1 protein-coding gene is annotated in these 243 nt (G+C 44.9%); it reads right to left on the reverse strand.

Annotated elements, in window-relative coordinates:
- The coding region (locus ACPYOM_RS23580) for a DUF3945 domain-containing protein (protein WP_481347842.1) at positions 1-243 on the reverse strand (243 nt) is incomplete at both ends.

Genomic DNA, 243 nt, shown 5'->3' on the forward strand with positions numbered 1-243 from the left:
GATGGGTTCTGTCGTTGTCCTTGCTGCTGGTTTTGGTTGTTGTTGAATATAAATTCAACATAGCGCTTGTCTGCATTGAACTGAACGGTTGCTTCAAACAGTTCTCCTTTTTTGGAGGTCATCCCTTCCAGATAAAGAGGCTTGCCTTCCAGCAATGTTTGTTTTTGGTGGTCATCCAATCTGATGCCCTTGATCTCATCCGGGATCTTGATACACTCTGCCCTGTAAGCGACCAGTTCATTG

Source organism: Monashia sp. HAY1-2A, assembly GCF_056755315.1.